Source organism: Brevibacterium sp. SIMBA_078 (assembly GCF_046534565.1).
GTDB lineage: Bacteria > Actinomycetota > Actinomycetes > Actinomycetales > Brevibacteriaceae > Brevibacterium.
Window position 1 is genome coordinate 791,186 of sequence record NZ_JAWRYQ010000001.1, and the last position, 17,901, is coordinate 809,086.

Here is a 17,901-nt window from a genome sequence, read left to right on the forward strand (position 1 = left end):
ACCTCGGGAGAGGTCGACCTCAGGCGAGGTCCGGGGTCTTCCACAAGTTGAGGTTGGTGCCGAGTCCCGCCTTGACGGCGTTCTCGTACACGGTCTTTCCCCAGGCCACGTCCTCGACGCCCATTCCGCCGACGCTGAAGAGAACGGGCTGGTCGTCGAATTCCCGTCCGGGTGCGGTTCCCTCGAACACATCGCCGATGTTGACGACTCGGTTCTCGTCGAGGGCGCCTTCGTCGATGAGGTCCTGCCAGTAGAGCCCGATCATGCCGAAGGCCGTTTCGTGGGACGGCGCCGGATACTCCTCGGCCCAGGCTCCGTAGATCTTCTTCGCGTCGACGAGGAGACGAGCTTTCCCGGAGAGCGTGTAGTCCTTGTCCATGCGGAGGTTCGCGGGGAGACTGAGAAAGGCACCGGGCTTGATCCAGTCACCGTCGATGTAGGGGTAGTTCTCGGAGCCGACGAGCCCTGTGACGGCCTCGGACACGATGTCGCAGTCGCGCACTGCACCCTCGACGGTGTCACTGATCTCGATGCTCGTGAACTGCGGGTAGTTCACCCGCACATAGTCGGCGAAGTTCTCCGAGGTGACGCGGCGTCGGCCGTGGATGACGATCGAGTCGAGGCTCGGACGGGCGAGGGTCATCGCATGCAGGGCGCTTTTGTTCATCGCCCCCGGTCCGACGATTCCCAGCCGTTCGGCGTTGACCGGTGCCAGCTTCTTCGCAGCAGCCCCGGGCACGGCCGCCGTTCGGTAGGCGCTCTCGAGGTTGCCCGACATGATCGCGAAGGGGGCGCCAGTCTCCTTGTCGTTGAGAACGATGAGGTGGATGGAGCGCGGCAGCCCCTTCTCCCGATTGTCGACGTTCGAGCCGTACCATTTCACGCCCGCAGTATCGAAGCGTCCGCCGAGGTAGGCGGCCATGGCCATGAAACGTCGGTCCGCGGCGTCAAGGGGCATCGTCGGGAAGGGACTGGTGGCCGGGAACGAGATCTGGGCGCCGTGCGAGTTGGCCGAGTTCCCGGCCATCCGATAGTCGCCCTTGGCAACGAGGATGAGCACCTCCTCCATCACTTCCATACAGGAAGCCATGTCCTTGACCCCAGCGGCGATCATCTGCGGTTCGTCGAGATAGAGCATGTCGATGGTTGTCGGGGTCGACTCGTCGGTCGGCAGGGCATCGAAGGCGATCGTGGTGTCTGTGCTCATGGCGGCTCCTTGGTGGTGTCGGTCTCCCTTCAGAGAACCCCAGCTGACAGCGCGGCGTCCAATACAATTTCCGGGCCGATTGAGAGCGAATCACTCTTGATCCGACCCGGGCAGATCGGCGAAATCTGGCGGAAACATCAAGGAAACGACCGCACCACATCGACTGGCTACCGTATCCCCATGGAACTTCGACAGCTGCGGTACTTCGTCGCCGTCGCGGAAGAGCTGCATTTCGGCCGAGCGGCGGAGAAGCTGCACATGTCGCAGCCGCCGCTCAGCCTTCATGTGGGCAAGCTGGAGCGCGAGCTCGGCGTTCAGCTCTTCGATCGCAGCACCCGCAGCGTTGCGTTGACGCCGGCTGGTGCGAAGTTCCTCGAGAACGCATCACGGATCCTCAACGACATCGACCTCGCCGTCGGGGAGCTCCACGACTTCGCCGACGGCCGGTCGGGCCGCCTCACCGTGGGCTTCGTCAGCTCCGCCGGGTACACGTTCCTGCCCGAAGTGGTCAGGACGTTCCGTGAGAGCCGACCGCAGGTCGCCCTCGACCTCGTCCCTCTGGCCACTGGTGAGCAGCTCGAACGCCTGGCGTCGGGCCAATTGGATGTGGGAATCGTGCGCGATGCCGCTTCGGAGGTGTTCTCCGGCCGCTCCAGCGACGATCGTGATCGGCTGCTGGCGACATCTGTCTACGACGAACGACTCGTCGCCTGTCTTCCGCGCAGTCATCGATTGGCTCAGCAGTCCGAGGTGACGGCCCGCCAGATCAGCAGGGTTCCCATGATCACCTACTCCCGTGAGCTCATGCCCGGCTACTTCGATCGGGTGTCGATGGCGCTCGGTGAGCACGGGTCCGACATCACTGTGGTCGAGGAGGTGGTCCACCAGGAAACCGCTCTCGGATTCGTCGCGGCGGGAATGGGCACGAGCATTCTGCCCGAATCGATCCGCCATCTGCTGCCGCCGACGATCGCTGCCGTACCCCTCGCCGGTTCCCCGATCACCCGCCTCTTCGCAGTGACGGGCACCAACGTCCGACAGCCTGCCCTCGTCGACGCGTTCATCGACGGTCTCGTGGGAGCTTCGAACATCGGGATCCACGCTGCCGCCATCGCTTGAACAGCCGTCTTCTCCCGCCCTGTGCCTGATGCCCCTCCCGAGGCTCGCTCCGGGCCACCATCGATTCCTCGCACCGACCCGATGCGGTCACTTCGGCAGCCTCTTCCTACATCCCTGTTCTCAACGGACCGAGACGACTGCACACTTCGAATTCGCGAGGTCTGCCCACCCCATCTGGATACCTCAATATGCCATGGGTCACAATGGGGTCATGGACACGAAATCCGACACCACCACCCCCAGCTACGACGAAGTAGCAACACGCATCGTCGAGGACGCGCACGGCTTCTGGCTCGAGCAGGCCAAGAACCACATCGACTGGGTCACCGAACCGACGAAGGCCGTCGACGATTCGAATGCGCCGATCTATCGCTGGTTCCCCGACGGCGAGCTCAACGTCTGCTACAACGCGCTTGACCGGCATGTCGCGAACGGCCGCGGCGACCAGGCCGCCATCATCTACGATTCGCCGGTCACCGACACCGTCCGTTCGATCACCTACGCCGAGCTTCTCGACGAGGTCTCCCGCTTCGCTCGGGCTCTGGCGGACAGAGGGGTGACCAAGGGCGATCGCGTCGTCATCTACATGCCGATGATCCCCGAGGCAGCCGTGGCCATGCTCGCGTGCGCCCGCCTCGGCGCGATCCACTCGGTCGTCTTCGGCGGCTTCGCTCCGAACGAGCTCGCCGTGCGCATCGACGACACCGCCCCGAAGGCCGTCATCTCCACTTCCTGTGGAGTCGAGAAGAGCCGAGTCCTCGAATACAAGCCGATGCTCGATGAGGCCATCGAGATCGCTGAGAACAAACCTGACTTCACCGTCATTGTCCAACGCGACGAACATCGCTGCGAACTCGGCGAGAACGACCTCGACTACGCCGAACTGCTCGACCAGACACCCGAGGGCATCGACCCGGTGACCGTGAAGGCCACCGACGAGCTCTACGTCCTCTACACCTCGGGTACCACCGGCAAACCGAAGGGAATCGTCCGCGACTCCGGCGGATATGCGGTGGCCGGAGCCTTCTCGATGCCGACTGTCTTCGGTCTCCACCCGGGCGACACGATCTTCACCGCCTCCGATGTCGGGTGGGTCGTCGGACACACGTACATCATCTACGCACCCCTGCTGGCCGGCGTCACCTCGGTGCTCTATGAGGGCAAACCCGTGGGCACACCCGATGCCGGAGCCTTCTTCCGCGCCATCGAGCAGCACAAGGTCAACGTCCACTTCACCGCCCCGACCGCCATGCGCGTGGTGCGCAAGGAGGACCCGAACGGCGAGCTGATGAAGAAGTACGATCTGTCGAGTCTGCGTGCGGAATTCCTCGCCGGCGAGCGCCTCGATCCCGACACCTATGAGTGGACGACGAAGATCCTCGCCGAGGCGACCGGACGCGACGTCCCCGTCGTCGACAATTGGTGGCAGACGGAGACCGGCTGGCCGATCACGGCGAATCCGCTGGGACTGACCCGGTTCCCACTCAGAGCGGGATCCTCGACGAAGCCGACTCCCGGCTTCCACGTCGAGGTCGTCGACCCCGGCGGCCAGCCCGTTCCGGCAGGGGAGGAAGGACTCATCGTCATCCGGCTGCCGCTGCCTCCGGGCACCATGGCCACGGTGTGGGGCGACGACGAGCGGTTCATCTCCTCCTACCTCGCCGCCTTCGACGGCTATTACCTCACCGGTGACTCCGGCTATCTCGATGAGGATGGGTACGTCTTCGTCATGGGTCGCACCGACGACGTCATCAACGTCGCCGGCCACCGCCTGTCCACCGGCATCATTGAGGCGGTCGTCGCCTCCCACCCGGCCGTGGCCGAGGCCGCTGTCATCGGGGTCCACGATGATGTGAAGGGGCAGATCCCACGTGCGCTGGTCGTGCTCGGGGATTCCGCCGAGGCGGCCGATCCGGATACCGTCATCGACGAACTCGTGGCGCTCGTCCGCAAGGAGATCGGGCCGGTCGCCGCATTCAAATGCGTCGACATCGTCGCAGGTCTGCCGAAGACCCGGTCGGGCAAGATCCTGCGCAAGACGATGCGGCAGATCGCCGATGGCGTCGACGATCCGGCAGTGCCCTCGACGATCGAGGATCGCAGCGTGCTCGATGACCTCGGGGCGGTGCTCTCCCGCAGCTGAGCGTTCAGCAGCCTGTGCTGCCGCATGATCGCGGCACCGGCTGCGGTGCCGCGGACACGCAAGTGCGCCGCACCGAGTCTCCCGGTGCGGCGCACCGGGAGACTCGGTGCACGGACGCAGACGCGATCCGGTGCGAACCTTCACGGTTCGCACCGGATCGCGTCGACGTTTCACGGTGCCGTTCTGCTGATGGACAGCGCGGATGTGCGGGTCGGCATCGCGTTCGCGGGTGACCGGAGCCGCACTCTGCTCACCGCGCATGCGGGATCAACAGGAGGACCGGCCTTTTCGACTACGAGTTGCGACCCTGCTCGAAGCCCGCTGCGAAACCGCGCTCGAAGGCCTCTTGGACCTCCTGCTCGCGGCTGCGGCGCTCATCGGCCCAACCGAAGGGGTCGAATCCTCGTCGGCCCGGACCAAAGCCGGGACCGAAGTTCGGGCCGAATCCGCGCCGTCCGCGGCCTCCTCCGCGACGGCGGTCGCGGTCGCCGTTCCCACCCCGGGGCCCATGGGTCCCGTGACGGTCAGGGCCGCCTCGGTGATCGTCATGGTCGTGGGGGTGTTCGCGGTCGTGCGGTCCGTCGTGGCGGTCCGAGTCGTCACCGCAGCGGTCGGGACCGAAGTTGTCGACGATCTTCGACAGCGAGGCCTTGAGATTCTCGAATTCTTCCGAGGTGAGCACCTCTTCGATGCGATCGCCGACTCCGTCGCGCATATCTCGGAAGCGCTGGCGCAGCTCTTCGGGATCGATGTTCTTCGACGGTCCCCATCCGCCCCGGCCGCGCGGAGGGCCGTAGGTCACGGGCTCTTCCGGGTAGGCGGCGCCGTCGGCGACCACCTCATCGGCGTCCCAGCGGCGGCGTCCCCGCCGCATGCTTCCGAAGTCGCGGGGGTCGAATCCGGAGTCGGCGGCGGCCGCACGGAATTCGCGGCGCAGCACGTGGCTGAACTCGCGCAGCAGCTGCGGCAGATCGGCGTCGGTGTCATCACCCTTGTCGTCACCGGAATCGGTGTCGTTCACGGCCTCAGTGCCTGCGACCGAATCATTCTCCGTCGCCTCGGTCTTGTCCGCTTCGCCCGGCTGTTCGCGGTCGGAGCCGAGGCTCGAGGCGCTGGCGGCGGCGGTGTTCTCGTCGGTGTTCGGCGAGTCCTTCCGATCATCGGCACCTGTTGCGCCGGCTCCTCCGGTCGGGGTGGTGAAGTCGTTGTTGTCGTCATTGAAGTCATTGTGTGCAGTCATGTCATCTCCTTAGTTGTCATCTGACATGTATATGCAGAATGACATGCAATTCGATTGCATGTCAAGTGGCATGTAAAATCGAATCATGAGCACGAACGATGACATTCAGGCGATCGCCGAGGCGCTCACCCGCCTGCAGTGGCGGCGCGGGCCCGGCGGCCCGCGCGGATTCGGCCCTTTCGGAGGGTTCGGTGAGCACGGCAGCCCTGGCGAGCGCGGCGGCTTCGGTGAACGCGGAGGCTTCGGAGACCGCGGTGGATTCGGTGGCGGTCGGAACTCAGACGACTTCCCTTTCGGCGGCAAGCGTCATCCCGGCGGGCCGTTCGCTGCGCACGGTCGCGGGCGTGCGCTCATCCGCCTGCTGGTCTCCCTCGTCCAGGCGGGCACGGCGCTGGGAGTCAGCGCGCTCGGCGATGCGATCGGCGTCGATCAGCCGCGTGCGTCCAGGCTCGTGTCCCAAGGCGTCGAGCTCGGCCTCCTGCGTCGCGAGGCCGACCCGGAAGATGCCCGGCGAACCCTCATCGCGCTGACGGACAAGGGACGCGCGATCACCAACAGGTTCCGCGGCGCTCAGCGTGAGAACGTCGATCGGGCTCTGAGCACATTCACCGAGGACGAACGAGCGCAGCTGGCCTCGCTGCTCACCCGCTTGGCCGACGCCTGGCCGAAGTGAGTGTCTCCATCCGTCTGTTCTGACCGGACTGCTGTCCCGGCGAGACGGGCACTCGGATGCGGTGAGCAGTCAGACCTCGGCCGCGGCTGTCTGTCAGGCGCCTGAACTCAGCCTTCGGCGAGCTGTTTGAGTCTCTCGAGTGAAGCGAGCAGATTCGCCGCGGTCGTCGACTGCGCCCGCGACAGACGCTTCGGATCGCGCAGCTCGGTCCAGTCATAGGTGTGCCGAACCAGGACCGAGTCGTCTCCGGTCGGTTCGATCTCCCACACCCACTTCTGACCGAACGGCTCTCCACCCACCTCGGAGGGCTTCCAGGCGATGAGCCTGCCCTCGGCGAAGTCGACGATGTGGTTCTCCCGGTCCACACCCTTGGTCAGAGTCGTGACGAACGAGCCGCCGGTCCCGCGCACTCGCTGGCCTTCAACGGCCGAGCCGAGGTTGTCATTGCCGTCCCATTCCGGCTGTCGCTGCGGGTCGGCGATGAGTTCGAAGACCGCCTCGGCGGTGGCTGAGATCTCGATCTCGGCCGTGACCACCTTGAGGACCGGGTCGATCGAATCGAAGACGGAGGCATCGGGGGTCTCTTCGGTCATGAAGTCCTGCTTTCGTGTGTGGTCCAGCCTCGGCGTCGAGCTGAAGTGCGGAGTGGATCGGACACGGTCAGAATACACGGACCCTCCGCGTCAGTCCTCGAGGGCGCGGTCCTGTCGCTCGGCTCGCAAGGCTGCCGTGCTGAAGCGGGTGAACATCCGGGAGGAGTCGCTCGACAGCGCCAGCAGCACCGCCACCTGCATGGCGATGGTCGTCAGCGCGTACATGTTCGTCGCGAGGTCGCGGTCTCCGGTGAAGTAGTTCGTCATCGACACGATCACGGAGATCGTCGAGAGCGTGAGGATCCACAGCCTGGCCCGGTTGCTGCCACGGAACACCGCAGTCGAGGCGATGACCTGCAGGCACCCGATGAGGAGGCTGACGCCGACGAGCACTCCCGCGACGATGCGCGTGGCCGTGTCATCGCTGACGGCCGCGATGTCCGAGCTGTAGCCGACGACTTCGGACCGCAGTCCGTTCCAGTCGAGGAGCATGCTGATCACATCCCACGCCTGGAAGAGCAGCAGGACGAGCACGAGGACCGCTCCGACGACGGTCTGCAGCGGCCGCTGTCGCCACAGCGTCTTCGTCACTTCGGACACACTGTGTGCTTCGGAGTAGATGCGGGTGGCGTCGAGGGCCAGTTCCAGACGTTCGGGATGATCGGCTTCGTCGGTGACCACCTCGGTGACATCGACGATCGGCAGGTGCCCGTCGGTGACGATAGCATCGCCGCCGCCGTTGCGGGAGTGGTATCCCGTGGAGAAGTCCTTGATCCGATCAACGGCGATCACGTCGTCGGCGCCGGTGACGGTATCGACGATGTGGTCGCGTTCGACGTCGGTATTCTCTTCGATCTTGTGGGTGAACTGGAGGGTGAACAGGGAGATACCGACGGCTTTGTCATAGGTTCCGGCGGCCAGCCAATCGGCCTGGTGCCCGCCGGGCAGCAGCCATCCGTGCGGGCATTTCCAGAACCGCACATGGTGCCGCTGGCCCGGATCTCCGTCGACTTCCTGCTGGTAGGCGAAGTCCTGACGGCGACCGAACAGCAGCAGCGGGGACACCGGCGCCTGCGGGTAGCTGCGCTTCGTCACTGTCGAACGGATGATCTCCCACGTCGATGCGGGAGTGATGCTGTCGGCGAGGATCCATCCTGCTTCGCGCATCGCGTGATGGATCTGCGCTTCTTCACCACGCCAGGCGAGGTTGACCGGATCGCCGAGCAGACCGTCAGAGGTGCGAGTGCGGCCGATGAAGTAGTTCGGCACATAGATCTGGGACAGGATGCGGTGCAGTCTGGGCAGAGCCAGATAGGACACGACTCCCCAGAACACGAGCAGCGTGAGCACCTGCCACCAGCCGAGGCTGAATCCCTTGAGCAGGATGAGCAGCGCCAGCCAGGTCGAGGCCGCTCCGGCGAAGAGGAAGAACAGGTAGTCGAGCACCCCGGTGGGCGTGAAGTGGTGTCGCCGATAGACGAACGGCTGCCTCAGCCGCCGCTTCTGCCCGACCGCCGCACCGGCCGCATCCGTTCCGTCCGTCGTCCCGCCCGTTGTCATGAGGGCCAGTTTAATGATCCGAGCTCAGCCACCGGAATGAGGAAGACCCGACGTCCCGCCGGCGGCGGTCGAGTGCGGCGAGCGCGGTGGCCGCGAGTTCCGGACTGTCATCGTCGCTGAGCTCGGCGATGAGGTCACTGCTGCGGTCGCCGGGGATCTCGAGGAGGACTTGGAGCACCCGGAACCGTATCTGACGATCGTTCGAGTCCGCTTGTCGGTGCAGTTCGGTGAGGATCCGTTCGCTGATGACGGCAGTCGGTCCGGTCGCGTCGACGATGGAGCCGAGGGTCTCTGCCGCCTCGATGTCCTTCGGTCCGTTCATCGCCATGTCGAGCAGCACGGGCACGGCCTTCTCATCACCTGAGCGGCCGAGGGTGAGCGCGGCGATGCTGCGGATATCAGGGTCGACATCGTCGAGTCCCTGGTCCAGCGCCTGCCGGATCATCGATGTCGAGCGTGAGTCGAGTTTCTCATCCGGTGTGGTTCTGCGAATCTCGTCGAGGGCGAGCAGTGCATTGCGACGCACTTGGGCCGATGTGTCGTCCATTCCGACCACAACATGAGGCACGGCCTCGGCACCTGCTTGGGCGAGCGCCCACCGCATGGCCCCGGCCGCGTTGAGCACGGTCTCCTGCAGGACCGCCTGTGCCAAGGTCTCGATCGGCATTCCTCCGTCGACTCCGCCGCCGAGTGCGGCCTTGTGCCGCTGGATGACGTCGTCGGATTCGAGAGAACGCATGAGATCAATGGTGTACAGGAGAGACTCGCCGTCGGCTCGGCCGAGCCGAGCGACGGACTGAAGGTGGTCGAGCAGACGTTGCTCGGCCGCGATCCGCTCACGTGCCTGGTCGATGAGGTCCCCGAGCACCCTGCCGGGGTCGAAGTCCGGTTCGGACAGCACCCGACCGACTTCGGTCAGAGACATCCCGAGTTTGCGCAGACCCTCGATGTGGAAGATGCGACCGATGTCGGAGTCGGAGTACTCCCGATAGCCGCCGGGCGTCCGCTGGGTGGGCGAGACGAGACCCAATGATTCGTAGTGGCGCAGCATGCGTGCGCTCACACCGGAGCGCCGGGCCACTTCGCCGATGAGCATTGCCACCTCTTCTCTGCTGTCAGCCACTCTATGCCGCAATCGCGGCCCTCCGGGTGCATTGCTCCGAAGTTCTTCGCTGCCTGGGACCTTTCGGACGTCACTCAACGGTCGCAGGCGGATTTCGCACAGGTGCTGGAACCGCGCGCTGAAGGAAGGGATCCGAGACCTCGGCCGTGTGCCGACGGGCTTGCCCCACCCGTCGGCACACGCACGACCGGACCTTCCCTGTGCCGATCTAGACCGTGGCCTCGGACCCCAGTGCGACCACCCGCTTGGCTGCGTCCAAGGCGTGGGCGAAGCCGGCATCCGGGTCATCGAACATGTCCCGAGTCGCCATGGCGTGAGCCCGCACTGTGTCGTCCTCTGCATGAAGCCTCTCATCGACCACTGACACGAGATCCTCGCCGAGTGCCACAAGCGCTCGGCTGAGGCTCTTCTGCATCTCGAGATCCCCTCGACCCAACTGTGTCACCAGGGCGGATGCCAGTTCTTCACGATCTTCACCGGGCACAAGGGCAACGGCGGCTCTCCACGCACTGCGGGCCACCTCGGTGTCGGTATGGGCGATGAGCGCGGTGCCGATCCGGGCCGGGTCCATGGGCGGCCAGGCACGCACGTCACCGATCTTCGACAGGGTGTGCAGGGATTGGCTGATCGCCTGCGACAGCGGCGAGTCGAGTTCGGCGACGAGGCGGGGAACGGTGTCGCCGGCGGGCAGCCGAGTGAGCGCCCAGGTGAGCATGTCGCGGACGAAGAAGTCCGGTTCGATGCGGCACCGGGCGATGAGCGCGTCGAGGTCACGGGGCTCGGCTCGTGTGCCGATGGCCATCGCCGCCTGCAGGCGCCGCTGCGGGGTCGACGCACTCAGCGCGTCGATCATGGGGTCGCCGGTGTCGTTCCATCGGCCACTGGGTTCGATCAGACGATCGCCGGAGTCATTCCCGCTGCCGGTGGTGTCGCTCCTGCCGCCGATGGAGTCATTCCGGCGACTGTCGGTCTCTGTCGAAAGCGCCGGTTCGGAAATATGGTGGTGTTTGAGTGGATGTGTCATGGTCTCCACCTCCTTGCCACCCAGTGAAGACCCTGACATCGTGTCAAGGTCAAGCGGATCAGACTCATCTCATTCCCAACCCTGGAGCGGAGCCTCGTATGGACAAGATCGATCTCAAGAGATCGCTGCCGAGTTTCCGCGCGAAGCAGGGGCGATTCGACCTCATCGAGGTGCCGGAATCGCAGTACCTCATGATCGATGGCCACGGAGACCCGAACACCTCGCCGGATTTCGCATCGGCGCTGACGAGCCTCTATCCGCTCGCCTATGGGCTGAAGTTCTTCAGCAAGCTCGAACTCGGCCGCGACTATGTCGTGCCTCCGCTCGAGGGGCTGTGGTGGGCCGATGATATGGCGGCGTTCACGAATGCTCGGGACAAGTCAGCGTGGGACTTCACGCTCATGCTGCTCGTCCCGGACTGGTTGGACGCAGGCCACGTCGACGGCGTCAACGGCACGGTCCGGGCGAAGGGATCGGCGCCCCGCCTCGGCGAGATCCGATTCGACACGCTGCGGGAGGGAACGTGCGTCCAGACCCTGCATATCGGCCCCTTCGACGACGAAGGGCCGGTCCTCGAGCGCATGCACACCGATGTCATTCCCGAGGCAGGGATGACGATGGCGGGCAAGCATCACGAGATCTACCTCAGCGATGTTCGCCGGACAGCGCCGGAGAAGCTGCGCACGATCCTCCGCCAGCCGGTGATCCCGCAGGATCACCGAGGCTGATTCGGATCGGTGATCTGGACGGGCGCCGACGATGCTGCTCGCCCGTCCTACCAGGGACTCAGCCGCAGCCCGACACTCAGCCGCCGCCGAGGAATCAGCCTCCGCTCGTCCAACCTCCGGACACCGGGGCAGTGGTGCTCGGACCGGGGCCGCCGTCCGAGTCGGAATCGGAGGATGAGGATCCGATCGACGAGGAGTCCGAGGTCGGCGATGAACCTGTCGACGACGACTCCGCGGAGAGGAAGATGATGGCGACGAGGATGCCGGCAACGGTCAGGATGCCGACGGCGACGAAGGAGAAGACCACAATGAGGCAGATCATCAGAGGTGGGCGGTTGTTGCGCCGAACGATTCTCACCATGGTTCAAGCCTAAGCTGTGCGGGGCCCTCCGAGACGAGCTCACGCTCGGCTCCGCTCGCACCCTCGCCGCCTCTCGGCCGTGACCTTCCTGTGATAAAAACCTCGGCGTTGCCCCATGCACTCTTAAGTTTGTTGCATTATCGTTATATTCATGCCTCGTCTGACCTCATCTCGCAAGGGCCGCCGGTCCGTGTTCACTGGTGCCCTCATCGGGCTCGGGGCAGCAGTGATGGCACTGGTCGTGGGCGCCGTCATCATCCTCAATTCCCCCATTTCGTTCGGTTCCACGAAGATCAGGCAGATGCAGATGGCTTCGGTCAACCAGCTCAGCCAGCAGCAGATCGACAACGCTCGGCTCATCATCGGCGTCGGCCTCGGCGGCAACTTCGACGACCATGCGATCAGGATCGCCCTCATGACGGCGCTGCAGGAGTCCTCGCTGCGCAATCTGGATTCCGGCGACCGTGATTCGGTCGGCCTGTTCCAGCAGCGTCCTTCACAAGGCTGGGGCGAGCCCCATCAGCTCACCGATCCGATCTACGCGGCCAAGGCGTTCTACGGGATCAACCCCGAGGTCGAGAACCCCGGCCTCAATCAGATCGACGGCTGGGATTCGATGTCACCGACCGAAGCCGCGCAGTCCGTGCAGCGCTCAGCATTGCCGGATGCCTACGGTCAGTGGGAGACCTTGGCCGATGACCTCCTCGGATCGCAGGCCGACGTCGAAGCCCTCGACTGAGGCGCTGGCCGCCCCGACCGCCCGAACCCCGCGACTGCCGCGACCGCCTCACGGTGCCGGATATCGCATGACCACGCCGGTTGTCCGGTAATCTGCACTCATGGCTTCCATTCCCGATTCCGTCCCCGTCAACGACGATGTCGAGCAGCTCCTGCTCAACCCCGAGGACCATCTCGAAGCCATCACCGAGACCGCCGACCTCTTCAAGGCACTCGCCACACCCTCCCGGCTGAAGATGCTGCTCGTCCTCACCCACGGCGAGGCTACGGTCACCCACATCGTCGAGGCGACCGCACTGTCCCAGCCGCTGGTGTCCCAGCACCTGAAGTTCCTCCGCGGACTCCACCTCGTCGGAGTCAATCGGATCGGCCGCGAAGCCTACTATTCGCTCAAGGACGACCACGTCGCCCACATCATCGTCGACGCCATCGCGCACACGATCGAGGCCCACGAACACTGAGTTCCACCCGCGACGCTGCTTCCGCAGCGATTCCTTCTCCGAGGCGGCCCACCGTTCCCAGCCCACCGCAGCGAATCCCTCGCCGAGGCAGCCCACCCCTACCGACGTCGCCGACGTGTCAGGGCCGCGGGTCCTCCACCGACGACCCAGACTATGAGGGCCACGAGGACGGCACCGATCCACTGGCCCGCCTGCAGCCGCTCCCCGGCGACGAGGGATCCGAGCACCACTGCGGACAGCGGTTGGAGCAGCATGAGCGCCGCGGTCATCGGCACCGGCACCAGCGGGCTGGAGATGCTCAGCAGCACCCATGACAGCGCCTGACCACAGACAGCCAGGGCGATCATCCAGCCCCAACCGGCCCAGCCGAGGTCGAAGTCGAGGCCGCCGAGGGTCAGCCCGGCGACCGCGGTCATCACACCGGCCCCGATCGTGCCCACCTGGACCGGGGCGACGACGAAGTCTCCGGCGACCTTCCGGCTGTGGTGGATGCCGAAGATGTACACGCCGTAGAGCACACCGGACAGGACCCCGAAGATCGCTCCCCGCGTCGGATTCGCTGCCGTCTCGTCGGCGCCGAACACTCCCCCGGTCAGCAGCATGCCGATGATCATGATCGGCACGCAGCCGATGAACAGCCATCCCGGCCTTGAACCGCCGAACGCCCACACCAGCGCCGGAAACACGATCACTTGAACGCTGATGAGGACCGTGGACACGCCCAGACCGGCGTCGAGCACGCTCTGCGCCCACAGCACATAGTCGATTCCGAGCGCCGCTCCGGAGACCGCGGCGATGAGGATCGCCTTCGGCGGGAAACGACCGTACCTGCGCAGCTCGAGCCATGCCAACGGGGCGAGCACAATGATCGCTATCCAACACCGCAGGAAGGCAGCTGTGGGGGCGGTCGCCTCGGCGAGGATGACGAACAGTCCGGCCGATCCGAGCAGGACGGCGGCCAGGATGATGCCGAGCACCGGCAGGGCCTTGCGAGCGGGAGGCGGCCCTCCCGCCCGCACATCCTCGGCGCTCATCGGATCCCCTCGGAAGGGCTCATCTCACGACGTTCAGGGCTCATCCCATGTAGTCGAGGATGCGGTCGATGGCTTCGGCCGTGCGGTCCGCTCCGACGGCCAGCGACAGGCGCACCGAACGGGAGCCGTCGACTGAGTCGAAGTCATCACCGGGTGCGAGCGCGACACCGGTGGCCTCGAGCACCTGCGCGCACCACTGGCCGGCAGTGGCAATTCCCGCGCGGTCAAGGATGTCGTCGACTCCGGCGTACATGTAGAAGGCGCCGTCGGGTGGAGCCATCTCGCCGAAGCCGAGGTCCGCGCGGGCGCCCAGGACGTGTTCGCGGGCACCGGCGAACGAAGCCACTGCGGCCTCGCATTCGGCATAGGACTCGTCCGCAAAGGCCGCGACCGCCGCGTACTGCGCCGGGACCGGGGCGCACAGGGAGAGGTTGCCGGTGACGTTCTGAGCCGGGGCGACGAGCGCTTCGGGCAGGATCGCCCAGCCGAGTCGCCACCCGGTCATGCCCCAGTATTTGGAGAACGAGGAGATGACGACGGCCGAGTCGTCGTGGGCGAGTGCGCATTCGCCGCGGGTGCCGATATAGCTGATGCCGTGGTAGATCTCATCGGAGATCACCTGCACCCCGTTGTCCCGGCACCACTCAACGAGGCGGCCGAGCGCCTCGGGGCCGATCATCGTGCCCGTCGGGTTCGCGGGTGAGGCGAGCATGAGCCCCTTGAGCGGGGCCTCAGCATGGGCGGCGGCCAAGAGGTCGACGGTGGGCTGGAACCCTTCGTCGGCACCGCAGTCGAGTTCGACGACCTCGCAGCCGAGTGCCGCGAGGATGTTCTTGTATGCCCCGTATCCGGGTCGGGCCAGGGCCACCCGGTCACCGACGTCGAAGCAGGTGAGGAACGTCGTCTGGAAGGCGCCTGAGGACCCGGTCGTCACGGCGATGCGGTCGGGCGCGATGTCGAGTCCGTACCAATCGCGGTAGTGGGAGGCGATGGCTTCGCGCAGTTCGGGGATGCCGAAGATCGGCGAGTATCCGAGTCCAGTGCCGTCGTTCATGACCTCGGCGGCGCGGGCGAGCACAGGACCGGGCGCGCCCTGGGTCGGTTCTCCCAGGCACATGGCGATGGTGTCACGACCGGCGCGCTGCATCTGCCCGACGGTGGCGACGATGCCCATCGCGGCGAAGGGTCTGACGAGCCCGGATCGGGCGGAGGCGGCCGGGATGGTTTCGGCGGAGGCGGCCGGACCGGAAACGGCGGAGGCGCGGGTGGCGGGGCCCGCCTCGGCGGGGGTGGATGAGGTCATCGGTTCACTTCTTCTCACGCGGGAGGCGGCCGAGGGTGTAGAATTCCGGGTTCGGGAGCATTCCGGAGATGTGGGCCATGCGGTTGGACAGGCCGAAGAAGCCGGTGATCGCGGCGATGTCCCAGGCGTCTTCGGCGTCGAATCCGTGGTCGGCAAGCTTCTGGTGGTCGGCGTCGCCCACGGCCCATGGCTCTTCGCAGACCTTGACGGCGAAGTCGAGCATGGCCATCTGACGTGGGCTGATATCGGCTTGGCGGTAGTTCGTGGCGATGACATCGGCGATGAGCGCGTCCTTCTGGAAGATCCGCAGCATCGCTCCGTGCGCGACGACGCAGTAGAGGCAGTGATTGATCGCCGAGGTGGCCACGACGATCATCTCCCGATCGGCCTTGGTCAGGTTCCCCGTCTCCTTCTCCATGAGCGCGTCGTAGTAGGCGAAGAAGGCGCGGAATTCGTCCGGTCGGCGGGCCAGGGCGAGGAAGACATTGGGCACGAAGCCCGACTTCTCGGCGACCTCGAGGATCTGGGCGCGGATGTCATCGTCGACGTTGTCGATGTCAGCAAGTGGGTATCGCATATCACTCATGCTAGCCCGGGTGGATCGGTTCAAGTCGAGTCCGCACAGGACGATACAGTGAGTGCGTCTGGTCCGTCCCGGCTTCCGCTCGATTCCACGGGAGCCGCTCGCGTATCGAAGGAGATCACCATGACCGAAGGCAATGCAGCAGACACCGGTTCGACCGGCGAGGTCCAGCTCGACAACGGCGTCTTCCGAGTGACGAAGTGGACGATCCGCCCCGATGGCGTCATCCCGATGCACAAGCACGAGTACGAGTACGTCGTCGTGCCGATGGTCACGGGCACGATGCTCGTGCGCAATTCGGACGGCACCGAGATCCGCGCCGAACTCGAGGCCGGAGTCTCCTACACACGCCCGGCAGGGTCCGAGCACGAGGTCTCGAACCCCGGAGGCAGCGCCGACGTCGTCTTCGTCGAGGTCGAACGCCTCTGAGTCTCGTCGCCTGCCCCGTGAGGAGAAGTCAGCCTCAGCGGGTGGGGATCTCCCAGGTGTGGACGGGCTTCCCGGTCGCCTGGTTCGCGAGATAGGCATCCATCATCGCTGTGATGCCCTCGGCGCGTTCGGGTGAGTCCTGGCGGCTGCCGGGCGCGAGGCTCTCGAGAGCCTTCAGCTGCCAGGTCGCACCGTTGACGCGGCTTTCGGCACGGCCTTCGATGATCGACATGTATTCGTCGATGACGTCCTTGTCGATATTCAGGCGTGAGAGTCCGCGCCTGGCCTGCGGTGCGAGCACATCGGTGACGAGGTCGGCCACGCCGATGCGTCCGATCTTCGGCCAGGTCACCCGGGCCTCGATCCCGTCTTTGGCGCAGGCGTTGAAGTTCTCCTCCGCCTCGGCGAATGACATCCGCGACCACACGGGACGGTTCTCCCCGACGAGGAACTCGGCCAGGCCGTAGTAGAAGGCGGCGTCGGCGACCATGTCGACCGGGGTCGGACCGGCCGGCAGCAGTCGGTTCTCGACACGGATGTGTGCGCCTCCGTCACCGGAGTTGTAGATGGGACGGTTCCAACGCCACACCGTGCCGTTGTGCAGATTGAGTTCGAAGAGCTTCGGAGCGTCGGCGGCACGGAATTCGACGAAGTCCTTGATCTCGGGCAGCAGCGGCGGGAAGTAGCGGACGTTCTCCTCGAAGAGGTCGAAGACGCTGGTGATCCACCGTTCGCCGAACCATACGCGCGGACGCACGCCCTGGTTGACGAGTTCGGGTGTGCGGGTGTCGATGGACTGCGCGAAGATCGGGATCCGGGATTCGTGCCACAGCTTGCGGCCGACGAACAGCGGTGAGTTCGCTGCCATCGCCACCTGCGCCCCGGCGATCGCCTGCGAGGCGTTCCACGCGTCGGCGAACCGGTTCGGCGCCACCTGCAGGTGCAGCTGCATCGACGTGCAGGAGGACTCCGGAGCGATGTCGGAGAACTCCGCCTTGTACCGCTCTTCACGGCCGAGTTCGATGCGGACATACTCGCCGCGGGCGTCGATGACCGAGTTGCTCAGCGCCTCGTAGCGGTTCTCCTCGGTCATCCACTTCTCGTCGGTGAGGAATTCGGTGGTCAGGGTCGGCAGGGTGCCGATCGACACGACCTTGAGTCCGTCCTCCTCGGCGGCCTTCTGCGCTTTCTCCAAGCGGTGGGCGACACCGGCTTCGAGGGTCTTCAGCCCCCGCCCGGCCACCTGGAGCACGGGATGGTTGAGTTCGAGGTTGAACCCTCCGATCTCGGACTGGTATTCGTCATCGAGGCGATCGAGCACCTCCTTGTTCCGCAGGCTCGGCTGATTGCCCTCGCCGACGAGGTTGAGCTCGAGTTCGAGCCCGATCGTGCCCGCCGATTTGAAATCCGCATGACGAAGGTAGGTATCGAAGAGCTCGAGGTTCTCCGCGAGCTTCTCCCGATACAGTGTGCGTTCCTCCGGCGTGTACCGCTTCGAGCTGACTGCCTCACCCATAGGACTAGCAAACCACAGACAGCTGGGTTTGTGCGCGGCCGCCGTCCACAGGCACCATCCGGACAC

The 17,901-nt window shown here is 65.4% G+C and carries 18 protein-coding genes; 7 read left to right on the plus strand and 11 right to left on the minus strand.

All coding sequences use genetic code 11. The annotated features are described in order from the left end of the window. Positions 1–19 precede the first annotated feature (19 nt). Positions 20–1,207, minus strand: a complete 1,188-nt coding sequence (locus tag SB749_RS03520; protein WP_410709055.1) for a tyramine oxidase subunit B — start codon at positions 1,205–1,207, stop codon at positions 20–22. 180 nt (positions 1,208–1,387) lie between these two features. Between SB749_RS03520 and SB749_RS03525 the strand changes: the two genes are divergently transcribed. Next, positions 1,388–2,326 carry a LysR family transcriptional regulator gene (locus SB749_RS03525; RefSeq protein ID WP_410709057.1) on the plus strand — a complete coding sequence of 313 codons (939 nt, stop codon included), beginning with the start codon at positions 1,388–1,390 and terminating at the stop codon, positions 2,324–2,326. Between the two features lie 211 nt (positions 2,327–2,537). Then, entirely contained in the window at positions 2,538–4,469 is a 1,932-nt protein-coding gene (locus SB749_RS03530; RefSeq protein ID WP_410709059.1) for an acetate--CoA ligase, read from the plus strand. Between the two features lie 292 nt (positions 4,470–4,761). On the opposite strand, the gene SB749_RS03535 is transcribed toward SB749_RS03530, so the two are convergent. Then, positions 4,762–5,709 (minus strand): hypothetical protein, encoded by a 948-nt coding sequence (locus SB749_RS03535; protein WP_410709060.1) that lies wholly within the window; start codon positions 5,707–5,709, stop codon positions 4,762–4,764. 85 nt (positions 5,710–5,794) lie between these two features. Here SB749_RS03535 and SB749_RS03540 point away from each other — a divergent pair, with 85 nt between their 5' ends. Continuing rightward, positions 5,795–6,382: a MarR family winged helix-turn-helix transcriptional regulator gene (locus tag SB749_RS03540; RefSeq protein ID WP_410709062.1), complete on the plus strand. Its 588-nt coding sequence runs from the start codon at positions 5,795–5,797 to the stop codon at positions 6,380–6,382. A 107-nt stretch (positions 6,383–6,489) separates the two neighbouring features. Here the strand turns inward: SB749_RS03540 and SB749_RS03545 are convergent, their stop codons facing one another. From SB749_RS03545 to SB749_RS03560, 4 genes are all read right to left on the minus strand, one after another. After that, positions 6,490–6,975, minus strand: a complete 486-nt coding sequence (locus tag SB749_RS03545; RefSeq protein ID WP_410709063.1) for an SRPBCC family protein — start codon at positions 6,973–6,975, stop codon at positions 6,490–6,492. A 90-nt stretch (positions 6,976–7,065) separates the two neighbouring features. Further along, positions 7,066–8,535, minus strand: a complete 1,470-nt coding sequence (locus SB749_RS03550) for an LssY C-terminal domain-containing protein (RefSeq protein ID WP_410709064.1) — start codon at positions 8,533–8,535, stop codon at positions 7,066–7,068. A 10-nt stretch (positions 8,536–8,545) separates the two neighbouring features. After that, the gene (locus SB749_RS03555) at positions 8,546–9,658 is read right to left on the minus strand and encodes a MerR family transcriptional regulator (RefSeq protein WP_410709066.1); all 1,113 of its coding nucleotides are present in this window, start codon (positions 9,656–9,658) and stop codon (positions 8,546–8,548) included. A gap of 208 nt (positions 9,659–9,866) precedes the next feature. Continuing rightward, positions 9,867–10,682 carry a HEAT repeat domain-containing protein gene (locus tag SB749_RS03560; protein WP_410709068.1) on the minus strand — a complete coding sequence of 272 codons (816 nt, stop codon included), beginning with the start codon at positions 10,680–10,682 and terminating at the stop codon, positions 9,867–9,869. A gap of 98 nt (positions 10,683–10,780) precedes the next feature. Here SB749_RS03560 and SB749_RS03565 point away from each other — a divergent pair, with 98 nt between their 5' ends. Next, positions 10,781–11,410, plus strand: a complete 630-nt coding sequence (locus SB749_RS03565; RefSeq protein ID WP_410709070.1) for a GyrI-like domain-containing protein — start codon at positions 10,781–10,783, stop codon at positions 11,408–11,410. 94 nt (positions 11,411–11,504) lie between these two features. Here SB749_RS03565 and SB749_RS03570 read toward each other — a convergent pair whose 3' ends face one another. Then, positions 11,505–11,771 (minus strand): hypothetical protein, encoded by a 267-nt coding sequence (locus tag SB749_RS03570; RefSeq protein WP_410709071.1) that lies wholly within the window; start codon positions 11,769–11,771, stop codon positions 11,505–11,507. A 151-nt stretch (positions 11,772–11,922) separates the two neighbouring features. On the opposite strand from SB749_RS03570, the gene SB749_RS03575 reads away from it, so the two are divergent. Continuing rightward, on the plus strand, positions 11,923–12,510 hold the full coding sequence (locus tag SB749_RS03575; RefSeq protein ID WP_410709073.1) for a peptidoglycan-binding protein: 588 nt from the start codon (positions 11,923–11,925) through the stop codon (positions 12,508–12,510). A gap of 100 nt (positions 12,511–12,610) precedes the next feature. After that, positions 12,611–12,970, plus strand: a complete 360-nt coding sequence (locus SB749_RS03580; protein ID WP_410709075.1) for an ArsR/SmtB family transcription factor — start codon at positions 12,611–12,613, stop codon at positions 12,968–12,970. A gap of 98 nt (positions 12,971–13,068) precedes the next feature. On the opposite strand, the gene SB749_RS03585 is transcribed toward SB749_RS03580, so the two are convergent. From SB749_RS03585 to SB749_RS03595, 3 genes are all read right to left on the minus strand, one after another. Beyond that, a complete protein-coding gene (locus SB749_RS03585; protein WP_410709077.1) occupies positions 13,069–14,004 on the minus strand; it encodes a DMT family transporter in 936 nt (311 codons plus the stop codon). 40 nt (positions 14,005–14,044) lie between these two features. Beyond that, complete coding sequence (locus SB749_RS03590; protein WP_410709923.1) at positions 14,045–15,178, minus strand: pyridoxal phosphate-dependent aminotransferase; 1,134 nt, start codon at positions 15,176–15,178, stop codon at positions 14,045–14,047. A 133-nt stretch (positions 15,179–15,311) separates the two neighbouring features. After that, positions 15,312–15,884, minus strand: a complete 573-nt coding sequence (locus SB749_RS03595) for a peroxidase-related enzyme (protein ID WP_410709079.1) — start codon at positions 15,882–15,884, stop codon at positions 15,312–15,314. Positions 15,885–16,013: 129 nt separating this feature from the next. Here SB749_RS03595 and SB749_RS03600 point away from each other — a divergent pair, with 129 nt between their 5' ends. After that, the gene (locus SB749_RS03600) at positions 16,014–16,319 is read left to right on the plus strand and encodes a cupin domain-containing protein (protein ID WP_410709080.1); all 306 of its coding nucleotides are present in this window, start codon (positions 16,014–16,016) and stop codon (positions 16,317–16,319) included. Between the two features lie 34 nt (positions 16,320–16,353). Here the strand turns inward: SB749_RS03600 and SB749_RS03605 are convergent, their stop codons facing one another. Then, positions 16,354–17,835 (minus strand): glutamate--cysteine ligase, encoded by a 1,482-nt coding sequence (locus SB749_RS03605; RefSeq protein WP_410709082.1) that lies wholly within the window; start codon positions 17,833–17,835, stop codon positions 16,354–16,356. Positions 17,836–17,901 lie beyond the last annotated feature (66 nt).

Excerpts from the sequence above, each read along its gene's own strand:
- SB749_RS03595 (WP_410709079.1), bottom strand. The coding sequence starts at position 15,884 with ATGCGATACCCACTTGCTGACATCGACAACGTCGACGATGACATCCGC.
- SB749_RS03525 (WP_410709057.1), top strand. The coding sequence starts at position 1,388 with ATGGAACTTCGACAGCTGCGGTACTTCGTCGCCGTCGCGGAAGAGCTG.
- SB749_RS03545 (WP_410709063.1), bottom strand. The coding sequence starts at position 6,975 with ATGACCGAAGAGACCCCCGATGCCTCCGTCTTCGATTCGATCGACCCG.
- SB749_RS03580 (WP_410709075.1), top strand. The coding sequence starts at position 12,611 with ATGGCTTCCATTCCCGATTCCGTCCCCGTCAACGACGATGTCGAGCAG.
- SB749_RS03600 (WP_410709080.1), top strand. The coding sequence starts at position 16,014 with ATGACCGAAGGCAATGCAGCAGACACCGGTTCGACCGGCGAGGTCCAG.
- SB749_RS03535 (WP_410709060.1), bottom strand. The coding sequence starts at position 5,709 with ATGACTGCACACAATGACTTCAATGACGACAACAACGACTTCACCACC.
- SB749_RS03605 (WP_410709082.1), bottom strand. The coding sequence starts at position 17,835 with ATGGGTGAGGCAGTCAGCTCGAAGCGGTACACGCCGGAGGAACGCACA.
- SB749_RS03585 (WP_410709077.1), bottom strand. The coding sequence starts at position 14,004 with ATGAGCGCCGAGGATGTGCGGGCGGGAGGGCCGCCTCCCGCTCGCAAG.
- SB749_RS03520 (WP_410709055.1), bottom strand. The coding sequence starts at position 1,207 with ATGAGCACAGACACCACGATCGCCTTCGATGCCCTGCCGACCGACGAG.
- SB749_RS03560 (WP_410709068.1), bottom strand. The coding sequence starts at position 10,682 with ATGACACATCCACTCAAACACCACCATATTTCCGAACCGGCGCTTTCG.
- SB749_RS03540 (WP_410709062.1), top strand. The coding sequence starts at position 5,795 with ATGAGCACGAACGATGACATTCAGGCGATCGCCGAGGCGCTCACCCGC.
- SB749_RS03575 (WP_410709073.1), top strand. The coding sequence starts at position 11,923 with ATGCCTCGTCTGACCTCATCTCGCAAGGGCCGCCGGTCCGTGTTCACT.
- SB749_RS03565 (WP_410709070.1), top strand. The coding sequence starts at position 10,781 with ATGGACAAGATCGATCTCAAGAGATCGCTGCCGAGTTTCCGCGCGAAG.
- SB749_RS03550 (WP_410709064.1), bottom strand. The coding sequence starts at position 8,535 with ATGACAACGGGCGGGACGACGGACGGAACGGATGCGGCCGGTGCGGCG.
- SB749_RS03590 (WP_410709923.1), bottom strand. The coding sequence starts at position 15,178 with ATGGGCATCGTCGCCACCGTCGGGCAGATGCAGCGCGCCGGTCGTGAC.
- SB749_RS03530 (WP_410709059.1), top strand. The coding sequence starts at position 2,538 with ATGGACACGAAATCCGACACCACCACCCCCAGCTACGACGAAGTAGCA.
- SB749_RS03570 (WP_410709071.1), bottom strand. The coding sequence starts at position 11,771 with ATGGTGAGAATCGTTCGGCGCAACAACCGCCCACCTCTGATGATCTGC.